The organism is Chryseobacterium sp. 22458, assembly GCF_052044975.1.
Taxonomy (GTDB): Bacteria; Bacteroidota; Bacteroidia; order Flavobacteriales; family Weeksellaceae; genus Chryseobacterium.
In genome coordinates this window covers 175,396-189,858 of record NZ_JBQEOA010000001.1, presented here as the reverse complement: position 1 = coordinate 189,858, position 14,463 = coordinate 175,396, and the positions used below count along the sequence as shown (strand labels likewise).

The 14,463-nt window shown below is 39.5% G+C and carries 3 protein-coding genes; 2 read left to right on the top strand and 1 reads right to left on the bottom strand.

Translation table 11 applies throughout. The features are described 5' to 3' along the window. Window positions 1-30: 30 nt before the first annotated feature. On the bottom strand, window positions 31-4,893 hold the full coding sequence (locus tag ACTJJF_RS00850; RefSeq protein WP_440698351.1) for a PKD domain-containing protein: 4,863 nt from the start codon (window positions 4,891-4,893) through the stop codon (window positions 31-33). 475 nt (window positions 4,894-5,368) lie between these two features. Between ACTJJF_RS00850 and glsA the strand changes: the two genes are divergently transcribed. Next, window positions 5,369-6,382: a glutaminase A gene (glsA, locus tag ACTJJF_RS00845; protein WP_440698350.1), complete on the top strand. Its 1,014-nt coding sequence runs from the start codon at window positions 5,369-5,371 to the stop codon at window positions 6,380-6,382. A 1,040-nt stretch (window positions 6,383-7,422) separates the two neighbouring features. Further along, window positions 7,423-14,463 carry an SDR family NAD(P)-dependent oxidoreductase gene (locus tag ACTJJF_RS00840; RefSeq protein WP_440698349.1) on the top strand — a complete coding sequence of 2,347 codons (7,041 nt, stop codon included), beginning with the start codon at window positions 7,423-7,425 and terminating at the stop codon, window positions 14,461-14,463.

The following is a 14,463-nucleotide window of genomic DNA, read 5'->3' as shown; positions in this document are numbered from 1 at the left end:
CCTCCGAAGAGAACACTGATTTATACATTACTAATTTTTAATTAGTTTGCCCTGCATCGAGGTATCTCCCGTCTGTACAATAACAATGTAAACACCTTGCAGCCAGCCTGAAATTTCTACATCCACTTCTCCGGAAGATGCTTTCATTTCTTTACGGAATTTGACATTGCCCATGGCATCAAAAACAGTAACTTGTTTAGCCTGCAGTTTTTCACTGCCTGTGTTATACGAGATTTTCACTCTTTCCTTCGCAGGATTTGGTATCATTTTCAGAGAAGAATCAGAAGTTACTTTTAATGTTCTCTCTGTTGCTTTACCGGCTTGTCCATCTACTTTTACAGCGAACTTACATTCTCCGTTGATGAATAAGATCTCATCCCAACCGGAGTAGTTAACATTCGGATAGAAAGTCAGCGGATTGGCATTCATATCATATGACCCTCCTGCCGGAATAGTAATCATAGACGGCAGATAGCTACCAACCCCATTACCACTTGATATGGTAAGCGTTACCGCCTGTCCTGAACTATTATAAATCACACCGTAAACGTTGAAGTGATCTCCATCCCATTTCATGTAAAGGTCACCCTCCATTCTACATTCTGTAGATACACCACATTCTTTACCAGGGAAATAGTTCAATGGTCCTGAAGTATACTGACATCCGAAATGATCGATCTGTAAATTGTAAGTTCCTGCAGAACCAAGATAATACGGATTGATAAAGGCATTATTTCCACCCTGAACATTGCTTCCGAAGTACTGCCATTCATGGTGATCAAAAATTCCTTTTGGCCCTATTACATAACTCTTTCTGTAGCATTCATCATAGCAGCCTGTAGGGAATACCCACATCAGACTTTCAAGACTCAATGGTACCTGTGTATTGCCTACCACCTTGCATCCGCTTGGTGCAGTATACGTTACCTGATAAGCACCTCCTTCATTCACGGTGATGCTCTGGCCAACCATTCCGTTGCTCCAGTTATAATCTCCTGCGCCGCCTGAAGCCGTTAATTTCACTCTATAAGGCTGACAGCTTTGTAAAGTATAAGTAATAGACACTGCCGGTGGCGGGCTGCTCACTGTAACGGTAAAGTTTTTAGTGCTCATACATCCCGATGTTCCCGGAGTACGTACTTCCAGAGTATACACGTAAGTTCCTGCAGCTAATGCTCCTGTATTATAGACGATCGGAGCAGCAGCAGAAGACCATGGTATCACTACTGAACCTCCTTTTTTCCACTGATATTCAAGAGTGTTATCCGTCACAATACCATTCAGGGTTGTTGATGATCCGGCACAGATATTCGCTTTACCTGAAATATTCACATATGGAAGGTTTTTCAGAGTTACCGGTACCAGTTTAGAGCTCATTACTTCCGTTCTGCAATTGTCTGCCGAAATCAATATCGGCCAGTAGTTTCCGGACTGGGTCGGAATAAAAGTCGCAGAATTTGGAGCTCCTGCTACCTGCTGTGAACCATTCATCCAGATATAGCCTGACGGAGCAGCTCCTGAAGGTACAAATGTAATTGCCGGGCTACTTCCGACACAAGCTACAACAGACAGAGGATTAATACTTCCGTTCAAGTTAGCTGCTACTACATTAATAGGTGCATTGGCAGACTCAAAAACGCATCCCTGAGGAGTTTTGATTCTTAACTTTATATTGGTAGGACCACTTGTATTAATAGCAATAGCAGTGGTAGGGCCTGAAGCTATTATAGAAGTATTGGAGAACAGCCATGTATAGGTATTCGCAGGATTATATCCGACAGGAGTCAGATTAATAACTTCTCCTACACATACTTTAGAAGGACTTGTAAAGCTTAGGCCTGGAACCGGCGGTATCGTAATAGTCTTCGTCATACTGCATGACGGGAATCCAGCAGCCACCATGGTCATAGTGAAAGTATAGGTACCCGGTGCAAGATTAGTATAAGTAGCTGTTTGCCCGTACTGATCAGGCTGTCCGCCTCCGCTGAACGTATATGATATCGCTGAGGTGATATTGAATATTGTAGAAGTATTGTGCAGTTTTAGCGTATAGCCGTTACTGCCGTTACATACCAGACTTTCGTTAAATTTAGCTTCATACTTTTTCTGTACTTCCACAGCTTTGGTATACCAGCATGAACCGAATCTTATCCTTACAAAAACGATATGAGCAGCCGGCATAGTGGTTTTATACACTGGGAGAGACGTTCCCTGACCTGAATCCAAGGTCAGAATAGGATCTGATTCCCATATAATCTCATCCGCAGTTCCTATGTAAGACAGATTGGTTACGGTAATTTTGTTACATTCTACCCATTTTGGTGTAAAGCTGATCTGAGGATCTGTTCCTGTACAGCCACTACCGGTAGAGCAGGACTGTCTCACTCTTACCTCCTGGGAATACACTACACAGGTATTGATATCTGTAGCCTGAACCATATAGGTTCCAATGGCATTAGGCCCTGAAATCGTATACGAATTGCTGGTAGCCCCTGGAATTTGTACTCCGTTTCTATACCATTGCCATGAACTAATCCCCGTAAGCCCTGTAGAACTGTTGGCAGTAAGAGTATGCGGGTTCATGGTAGCAGGATCGCAAACCACTATATTATATACCGGTGAAATCGTAATGATCGTTTCAGGCAGTACTATAAAGCTGGCTGATGCTGTAGGGGTATAATTACATCCGTTCGTTCCTGCATACGTTACGATAACCGTCTGGGAAATATTTCCCCCGGTATTATTCTGAATATAACTGTTATTCGGGAAGGTATAACTTCCGGAAATATCAAATACAGCTGAATGGGTTGTTCCGTTGGCAAAAGTGAAAGTTACACTGCTTGCAGACGTAATTGTTCCCTGATCAACCGTAAAGGTAAGAGGTGAACCTAAACATATTTTTCCAACATTCATAAATTTAACTACCGGAAGCGGTTGTAAAGCGATTGGAATTTCGATTGTTTTTACCGTTCCGCATTTCGTTATTTTTAATTTAAGAGTTGAAGTGCTGGTAGTGGTAATTTCGTTGAAATTTACAGTAATATTAGCTGTTCCCTGTCCTGCTACAATACTTCCGAAATTAGAACTTCCAAAGCTCCATTCCATTGAATCAGGAGTAATTCCATTCAGATTTGCACTGAAGGTCTTTGTACTGCTCGGGCAGAAAGGCCCCGGATTAGGATTAATGGTAATTGTATTAAGATCAAGCGGTACTACAGTCCTGGAAATAGGAGTTGAAAGACATCCTACCGGACTACTCGTCAATTTGTTACGTACCGATATTACATATTGTGAAGCACTGGCATTAAATACGATGGTCACAGAAGCTCCTGAGTTGCTTCCCTGGATCGTTCCGTTGGTTACTTCCCATACAGGTACCACTCCCGGATCAACCGAATTAAGCTTAAAAATATAAGGCTTACCCGGACATACTTTTTCTTCCCCAACAATTGGCCCTGTAGGCGGTTGTGGATTTGGTAATACTTTAACCTGAATCGGGTTGCTTTCACAGGCTCCCCCTACTTTTGTTGCTGTAACGGTATAAGAACCTGCTGTTGCAAAATTATAACTAAATGTTCCTGTAGTAGGAGGAGATGTGTATACAGAGTTTCCTGTAACCACCTTCCATGTAACCGGTACATTAGGATTAGCATTAAATGACTGGGATGTACCTACACAGATTTCATCCGCTCCTCCACTGATCAGTACAGGTGCTTCTACTACAATATTAATATAAGTCTGTCCGCTGCATGACAATAATGTATTGAAATAGTCTGCAGTAAGCGTATAGGTTCCAGGCTGGTTGGCCGTAAAAAGAACTTCATTTCTTTGCTGATTATAGTCCAGTATAGCCGTTCCCGGTCCGGAAACATTCCATTTCACACTGGTAGTAGGCCATTGAGGAAGTCCGTAGATATACTGTTTACCCGTACATACAATCGGCTCTCCTTTGATTTTACCTTTCTTTAAAATCACGGGGATCTTAATCGTTGTCCATTCAGGACAGCCACATTCAGACTGATACATTACGTAGCCAAAGCCATCTGCCGGATCTACATTATCCCACACTACTTCAATCTCACTTCCATTATTGTTGACAATGGTTCCGCCAATCACTTTCCATTTTCCCGGACATCCGTCCTGTACATTGTACTTCTCAACGCTTCCTTCACATACTACTGAAGCACAGTTGATCTGTACAGGAGTAGATTTGAGTACCTCAACCGGCATCTTAACGCTGCTTGAACAGCCGCATTTATTAGTTACCGTTAATCTTACCGTATAATTTCCCGGATTGACATAAGCATGAGACGGCTCAAAAGCTGTAGAGGTTGTACCATCCCCAAAGTCCCAGAAATAATTAATAATTTCAGTACCGCCATTCTGATAAGAAAGATTTTCAAAATAGATTGTTGTATTCCGGCATACTGTAGACTTCAGGTTTTTCATTTCAAACTTGGCCACCGGGCTGTTGATTTTTTCGATACAAATGTTCTGATTTTCAACAGTTCCGTCTGTATACGTAATCGTTGCCTGTACAGCGCCACTGCCAGCAGCGCCCCAATTTACCACAGCCTGGGTATTTCCGGTACCGGAAACCGTTGAGTTTCCTCCTGAGATATTCCATTGTACATACGAGATATTCTGGCCACTTACAATATAGGTAACCGTACTGCCTTCGCATACCCTGAGACACTGTGATGAATTGATAAAGGAAAAGGTAGTACCGTTGTCGTCATTACCTCCTTTTTCTCCCCGGTATTCCTGGCATCCTACCTGGGAATTCCATGTAATTCGAGCTGATTGTGCTTGTAGTGCCCATGGTACTAAAAGCCAACATAGTAGTAGCCATCTGAAGATGTGCTGCCTACTGAAATAGGTGTTGTTTTTCATAGTTATTAAAAAAAGTGTTATTAATTTTAACCCAAATTAATAAAAAAAATAACACAAAAATCATTTAACCGTGAAAAATATTACGAATTTACAAACTGAAGCTCAATAATTTAAATAAATATAATACCATATTTTATTTCACTTGCATTATAGTTAATAACAGAAATCAGCGTTTAATTCAGGCAACAACATTATTTTTTAATATATAATTCACTTTTATGATTTTAAATTAAAATATAAACCAAAACCATATTTTTATTTAATATATTTCTAAATAATTAACGAAATGTAAAATATTTTAATTAAATAACCAATAAAGCAATATATCATAACCCGGTTTGAGTTATCAGAGAGAATAATTTAAAATTCAGCATGTACAAAAACAGATATTTTGAGGAAGAATTGTCTGCCGAAAGCGAAATACTTATCTTTGTTTTCTATGGCTTATCCAAACATTGATCAGAAAACCTTCCCTATGAAAAAAAACAGCTTTTTATTTTCCGCAAAAGGAATTGTTCTTGCAGCTTTTCTCTCCTTACATACAACCACTTATGCTCAGAAAACGACTGAAATTTCAACGATTTCTGAAAAAACATTAAACAGTATCCTGGAAAAAAACAGAACCTATTACACCCAGGGAAAAGTAGCAGATTATATTCCCGAACTTGGGAAAATGGATGCCAAAGCTATTGCTTTTTCAGTGGTGGATAAGAACGGTAAAATATTCAATACCGGTGATGTAAATAAAAAATTCACCATGCAGAGTATCTCCAAGATCATCGCTTTAATGGTAGCGGTGAATGAAAAAGGAGAAGCCAATGTGTTTGATAAGATGGGTTACTTCGGATCAGACAGGCCTTTCAATCATTTTTCCAATCTTGAGACCACAGGCAAGCCGCTTAACCCGATGATGAACGCCGGTGCGATCCTTACCACTTCCTTGATTTCCGGAGAAGGTGAAAAGCCATTCCTTAAAGTTCTGGACATGGTAAGATATATTACCAAAAACCCAACCATTGAGTACAGCAAATCAGTCTATGAATCTGAAAAATCTACCGGACACCGTAACCGGGGTATGTTTTATATTATGAAAAACAGCGGATTGATCACAGGAAATGAAGATCAGCTGGATAATTATTTCAAACAATGTTCTATAGAACTTGCTGCTGAAGACCTGGCAAAAATCGGATATTTCTTTGCCAATCAGTGCGTTCGTTTTGATGGAGATTCCCAATATAAAAATGCCGAAGTTGCCAGACTGATAGAATCTCAAATGCTGACTGCCGGAATGTATGAATTCAGCGGTGAATATTCCAGAATGGTAGGATTACCGAGTAAATCCGGAGTTGGAGGTGGAATTACCGTAAGCGTTCCGGGGAAAATGGGTATCGGGGTATTCAGTCCTGCATTGGATCAGCATGGAAATTCACTGGCGGGTTATCACATGATCCTGGATCTGGTAAAACAGTACAATCTGAGTATTTTCTAAAAAGATTACTTCTCATAAAAAAAGCTCCGAAAATATAGTATTTCGGAGCTTTTTTATATTTACGATCGACATTAACGGCTATGAAATACTATCATATAAAATCGTCTTACAATAAATTACAGGACTGATAAGTAAAAAAATAAGATTAACAAATTGAAAATTTTATTCTGCAATTTTGGTTTCTGAATTTATAGGCTAATATTTTAAAGTATTGCAGAAATTTAAAAAGGAAAACGGCATAAAATAAAATTATAATAACAACAAATCATAAAATGATATGTATAAAACAATTTTTTTATTGCTGTTAAAATTATCAATTTCTTAACCTACCTGTGCAAATAATTCACAAAAAGCATTTCTCTATCATCTTTGTATAGTATTACAATTCAGCTTCATGTGAAATAAATTGGGATTTTTATGATTTTCGCAAGACCTGTTCAGCTAGGTTTAGCGCCTATATCTGCATATTATTTTTTTGTAATATTAAAAAAAACAAATCTCTTCTTTTTGAAATATTTTATTTTTTATTTCTATCTTTGCTTAACATTTCTTTAACTATAATTCTTTATAATTATAGTTACTTGGATTGTGCCGCCTTGTTTATAATGAATAAGAAAATAAACCGTATACTTTAATAGCGTTTGAATAATCAACATTTATTTGTTAAAAAATTATTACTAAATTGCATTTATGATTAAACATATATCATAATTTTATTATTTTTATTCACTCATAATAAAAAAACACTTGATATCCCTGTAGGATTAGAGTTTTATTATGAAACCAGATATTATTTTCAATACTATAGATGAGATGAAAAACTTGACCAACGCCAGGCCGAAGCCTTATGAAGAGCTGAATACCAAACTTACCCCAGAAGATTTCCGGGCTGATAGTACTTTATTGAAAAATAATTACCAAAAATACTTTATAATTAAAGATATAACAAGAACCAATTTTATTCGTTCATAGCAGGCATCAGCTCTATCTATCAAAGAGTTGCTGTTTGTGGTGAAATTTTTTACTAACATATCAACGCCATGAAAAACTTAACCATTATTGGACTAACGCCTTTTGAAAGGCCGGATGTCAATCTTATGCCTAAAATGCATCAGGCGGGTATATTTCCTGTTTTAAGCTTAGGGCATGAATTGTCAACTGCCAGGGAAGCTTTGAGCCTCCTTGACCAATCTGATATACCTTCGTATGGTATTCACATTTCTAACGAGATTTTTTTGGCACTTCAATTTCCCGAGAAAGTGACATTTGCCATCCTGCCGTCCGGAATGTCAATCAAACAGAACTCAAACCTGGATATAATCTGTCAGGTAACCAGTTTAGAGGAAGCAAAACAAGCGGAACAATCAGGAGCAAAAGGAATTATTATTAAAGGAAATGAAGCGGGAGGCCAAATCGGTTACGAATCTACATTCGTATTGTTCCAACGTATTATCAATGAAATCAAAAGCATTCCGGTTTGGGTACAGGGGGGAATAGGACTCCATACTGCCGCAGCCGTGAAAGCTTTGGGAGCAGCAGGTATTGTACTGGACAGTCAATTGGCTTTATTCCCTGAAAGTTCTGTTCCAAAGGACATCAAGGATTTATGTTCTAAACTTAACGGAACTGAAACCAAGATCATTGCCAATCACAGAGTATTGGTAAGACCTAACTCACCTTCATTACCGGATGATATTACTGCTGAAGATCTTAAAAAATATTTTACAGATCTTGACATCAGTAATAGCTATATCCCAATGGGCCAGGATATTTCCCTGGCAACAGACCTGTATGAAGAGTTCAGAACACTGAAAAAGCTTGCATTTGGACTTAAAGAAGCCATGCATGGACATCTGAAACAGGCAAAAGCTCTTCAGGTTATTGATCAGAACAACCCATTAGCACAAGAACTGGGATTAAAATACCCAATCGCACAAGGACCGATGACCCGAGTAAGTGATGTTCCCGGATTTGCCAATGCAGTAGCAGAAGCCGGAGCATTACCTTTTGTAGCCTTATCTTTATTGAAAGGAAACTCTGCGAAGTCTCTGGTAATGGAAACCAAAGAGCTGGCAGGTAACAAAACATGGGGTGTAGGTATTTTAGGATTTGCTCCTCAGGAATTAAGAGATGAACAAACCTCTTACATTCTTGAAGCTCAACCACCTGTCGTTTTAATCGCAGGAGGAAGACCGGCACAGGCTAAAATATTTGAAAAAGCAGGAATAAAGACATTCTTACATGTTCCATCTCCTGCCCTATTAGATATTTTCCTTAAAGAAGGAGCCAAGAGCTTTATTTTTGAAGGCCGTGAATGTGGTGGCCACGTGGGTCCATTATCCAGCATGGTTCTTTGGGAAAAACAAATTGAAAGAATATTAAAAGAAGACCATCCGGAAAATATCAGTGTATTTTTCGCAGGGGGAATCCATAACGATTTCTCAACGGCATTCGTTTCCATCATGGCTGCTCCGTTAGCTGCCAGAGGGGTAAAAGTGGGTGTTTTAATGGGAACTGCTTATCTGTATACTCAGGAAGCTGTACAAACCGGAGCCATTCAGGAAGAATTCCAGCTACAGGCAATGCAGGCTAAGGATACTGTTTTATTGGAAACAGCTCCAGGCCATGAAACCCGTTGTTTAAACACAACATTTGCCAACCACTTCAATACAGAGAAAGCTAAACTTTTAGCAGCCGGAACTGACAAAAAAGAAGTTTGGGAAAAGTTGGAAAAACTTAATGTAGGCCGTTTAAGAATTGCCGCTAAAGGAATTGAACGCCAGGGAGATCAACTGGTAAATATTCCTAAAGATGATCAGTTAGACCTTGGAATGTACATGATCGGGCAGATTGCCACCATGCACAATAAAGTCCTTACCCTTGAAGAACTTCACCAAAACGTTAGTATCGACAACTACGAATACATCCAAAACGCTGAATTATCAGAATTACCAACATCCAGCGAAAAGCCATTAGATATCGCTATCGTAGGAATGGAATGTATTTTCCCGGGTGCTAAAAACCTGGATGAATTCTGGAGAAATATTATTTTAGGAAAAGACAGTGTGACTGAAGTTCCGGACGAAAGATGGAATAAAGAACTTTATTACAAACCGGATTCAGATGAAGCAGATGTATCGCATTCAAAATGGGGAGGTTTCATTCCAAAAATTGATTTTGATCCATTAGCATTCGGTATTCCACCACAATCTCTTGCCGCTATTGAACCTACACAATTGCTTACACTATTGGTAGCAAAACGTGCGATGGAAGATGCTGGATATGGTGAAAAACATATTAACAGAGAAAACATTTCTGTAATTATTGGTGCTGAAGGTGGTAACGACCTTGCCAATAGCTATAGTTTCAGAGGATATTACAAGCAGGTCTTCGGTGAGCTTCACGAAGAAGTGAAAGAAGCGTTCCCACATACGACTGAGGATTCTTTCCCCGGTATTTTGGCCAATGTGATCGCAGGTAGGATTACGAACCGTCTGGATTTAGGCGGAAGAAACTTTACCGTAGACGCAGCTTGTGCATCATCTTTAGCAGCCCTAGATTTGGCTTGCCAGGAACTTGTATTAGGAAAATCTGATATGGTTCTTGCCGGAGGTGCGGATTTACACAACGGGATCAATGATTACCTGATGTTCTCCAGTACCCATGCTCTTTCCAGAAAAGGAAGATGTGCCACTTTTGACAGTGAAGCAGACGGAATCGCTCTTGGAGAAGGAATTGCGATCCTTGTTCTGAAAAGATATGAAGATGCTGTCAACGATGGTGACCGTATTTACTCTGTAATCAAAGGAGTTGGCGGATCCAGTGATGGAAAAGCCCTTGGATTGACTGCTCCTAGAAAAGTAGGTCAGGTAAGAGCATTAGAACGTGCTTATACTCAGGCTGGAATCAGTGCTGCAGCTGTAGGGTTGGTAGAAGCTCACGGTACCGGAACTGTTGTTGGAGACAAGACAGAATTAAGTGCTTTAACGAATTTATTTAGTCGTTCAGGTGCATTACCGGGGCAAACGCATTTAGGTTCTGTGAAAACTCAGATCGGACATACCAAGTGTGCCGCAGGATTAGCAGGTTTAATCAAAGCTTCTCTTGCTGTTTACCATGGTGTAAAACCTCCTACCCTTCACCTTAAGAATCCAAACGCTTATTATAACGCACAAACCAGCCCATTCTCTTTCCATGCTGAAACTGGGTTATGGACTGAAAAGAATCGTTATGCAGGAATCAGTGCTTTTGGATTCGGTGGAACTAACTTCCACACGGTTATTGCAAACCATCCGAAAAAAGATGACTCAATTGCAATGCAGTCTTGGCCTTCAGAATTATTTGTATTCCGTGGGGATACTTATGAAGAAGCTAAAGGACAATCAAGCCAGATCAAAACATTATTGGAAATCAATGATGAGATTCCATTAAAAGATATTGCTTACAGTTTAAGCATCAGTTCAGAAAAACCAATTCAGTTCAGTATTGTAGCTGATACTGCTGTAGATCTGATGATGAAGATTGAATTAGTATTGCTAGGGATAGAGACTAAAGATACTTTCACTGTCAGTAAAAAAGAAGGTAAAGTAGCCTTTACATTCCCTGGACAAGGAAGTCAGAGAATCAATATGGCTCGTGATCTATTCGTAGTCTTCCCGGCTATGCGTCAGATTATCGATAACTATCCTGAGCTTGAAAAAGTAGTTTTCCCTTCTACAACATTCAATGAAGCGGATTTAAAACAACAAAAAGAAACCATTAAAGATACCCGTTTAGCACAACCGCTTTTAGGAATTGTTGATCTTGCATTAGCTAAATTCTTAGAATCATTAGGAATTATTCCTGATATGCTGGCAGGCCACAGCTATGGTGAATTACCGGCTTTATGTTTCTCAGGTGTATTTGCAGAAGATCAATTGGTTGATTTAAGTATTCAGAGAGCTCAATCTATCCTAAACTCAGTAGAAGGTGGTGATCCGGGTTCTATGTTAGCTGCAAGTGTTACTCACGAACGTTTACAACCGATTATTGCTAAGGTGGAAGGATGCTATCCGGTTAACTTCAACGCGCCTACTCAATGTGTTATCGCTGGAAGTACAGAAGCTATCAATAAACTGCTGGAAGTCCTTAAACAGGAAGGTATTTCTGCTAAAAAATTAGAAGTGGCATGTGCATTCCACAGCCCGTTATTAGCAAAATCTAAAGGTTTATATGCTGATGTATTAAAAAACGTTCCTTTCCAGGAAATGCAGATCCCTGTATGGTCTAACACAACAGCAAACGTATATCCTTCGAATCCTTCTGATATCAAAGAAAGATTGACTGACCACTTAGTTCAGCCTGTAAGATTCGTAGAGCAGATGCAAGCGATGTATAATGACGGAGCAAGAATTTTCATCGAGGTAGGACCAGGAAAAGTCCTTACAGGATTGGCAAAATCATGTATTGAAAAAGACCAGTTGACTTTATATGTTGAAGACAGCAGCCGTAATAAATTCACTCATTTATTGTGCATGTTGGCACAGTATTTAGGAACCGGGCGCAGCTTTAATATTGAGAAACTTTTCGATGGCCGTTTCGTTCAGCTAGTGGATATCAATCAGCCTGAACTTTATAAGAAAAGCCCTGCCATCTGGCGTGTTAACGGACAAGCTGCACATCCGACAACAGGTTCATTGCCTGCTAATGGTGCACTCCCTATCATAAACCCAATTCCCATGAACAATTTTACTACTCATAATACGCAAGCGCCTGCACCGGAAAGCCTATCTACGGCAGAACGTATGCTGCAGGAATATTTAAACAGCATGAAATTAATGATACAGGCACAACGTGATGTGATGCTTTCCTTTATGGGACAGAATCCTCAGGTGAACCCGATGCCTGTTTACAATACACCAATGCCGGCTCCTGTCCCTGAACGTACCATTCCGGTACAAGCAGTTCAGCAGGAAAGAACTGTGGCTGTTGCTGCTACTGCTGTTGCTGTAAAAGCTGCTCCTACAAGAGATATCAAAGCTTTATTACTACAGGTGGTAAGCGACAAAACAGGATATCCACAGGAAATGCTGGGTATGGAAATGGACCTTGAAGCTGATTTAAGTATCGACTCTATCAAAAGAGTGGAAATCATCGGGACACTTCGCAGTGAATTAGGAACTCTAGCCAACGGAAATACCAATGAAGATATGGTGATGGAACAATTGGCGGCTATCAAAACGTTAAGCGGATTAGTTTCATGGCTTACTGAATTCTCTGGGGCTGAAGCTACAACCGCTCCTGAAAAAACCGGAATAGTTGCTGAAGCAGTTTCAACGCCACAGGCTAAGTCTGCATTATCATTGGAAAACCTTCAAAACGATATTTTAAATATTGTAAGTGAGAAAACAGGGTATCCGAAAGAAATGTTAGGCCTTGACTTAGATTTAGAAGCAGACCTTAGTATCGATTCCATCAAACGTATGGAGATCATTGCAGATCTTAAAAACAAGATCGGTTTCGGTGAAAACCTTGAACAGGCTGATGATGTGATGGAAAAACTGGCAGCCATTAAAACCCTTCGTGGATTGGCAAGCTGGATCAGTGAAATGAGTGGTGAAACCAATGAAACAAAAAACGAAGTAAAGGAAGAAGTAACTTCTGAACCAACTAACAATGTATTATCACGTCTCCGTTTTGACATCACGCCTACTGATGCTTCTTCAGTACAAAATACGGAAGTTCTTCAAGGGAAACGTTTCGCCATCACTCAGGATGATACCCAACAAACCTCAGCCATCAAGACTGAATTGGAAAAACACGGAGCTATCGTAGAATTGGTAGACGCAGACAAAAATCTTTCACATGTTGACGGATTAATCATGCTAGACCTGTTCTCAGCAACAGATAAACCAAGCATCATCGATCATGTTGATTTGATTAAAAAACTTGATTTTGATAAAGCAAAATGGGTGTATTTAATCTCTGATATTGCTGCTCATATTCAGGAAGTAACTGATGTAAGTGTTTTACGTCATCATCAGGGTTATCCTGGACTTTTCAAAAGTTTGGCGAGAGAATTCGATCATACGACTTGCAGATTCATCAGCTTAAGCACTCCTCAGGAAGTAGATCAGATTGCTGATATTACTTTAAAGGAAATCTTAACCAACGATAAACCTGCTGAAGTTATTTATAAAAACGAGCAAAGACATAAGGTAGACATTATCCCTTCCCCATTGTCAACAAGTTTAAATGAAGCTCACATTCAGTTGGATCAGAAATCAGTAGTATTGGTACTTGGAGGTGCACAGGGAATCACTGCAGAATTGGTGAAACACATGTCTCAGGCTTATCCATGTACTTATATTTTGGTAGGAAGATCAGCAGACCCAAGAAATGAAGCTTCTGCAAAAGAATTCGAAGGCATGAAGACTAAGGAAGAAATCAGAGCTTACCTGATTAAATCCGGAAAATTCACTTCTCCTGCTGAGATTGAAAAAGAAACTACAAAAGTTTATAAAAACAACCAGATCCTACGCACAATCCGTGATATGGAAGCGCTTGGAAATACTATTATCTATCAATCATTAGACCTTTGTGACGAAGAAGGATTACGCAATTTAATCAGCAGTATTTATGAAAAATACAGCCGTTTAGATGGAGTGATCCACGGAGCAGGTCTTTTAGAAGATAAATTATTTAAACAAAAGACAACCTCTTCTTTCGGACGTGTATTCGATACCAAAGTAAAACCACTTCGTGTATTGGCTGAACAACTTCGTACAGACTGCCAGTTCGTTGTTTTATTCTCAAGTATTGCATCCGTATACGGAAACAAAGGTCAGACAGATTATGCTGCGGCTAACAGTGTACTGGATGATTACGCTAACGCTCTGAATAAAAGACTACAAGGAAAAGTAATCTCCATCAACTGGGGACCTTGGAAAGGAGCAGGAATGGTTTCTTCCACCCTTGAATCTGAATACGAACGTAGAGGAATTTCCATGATCCCATTGGATGAAGGAAAAGAAATCTTCCTTAACGAAATAAAATACGGAACTGAAAGCCAAGTGCTTATCATGTCAGGAAATAATTGGTAA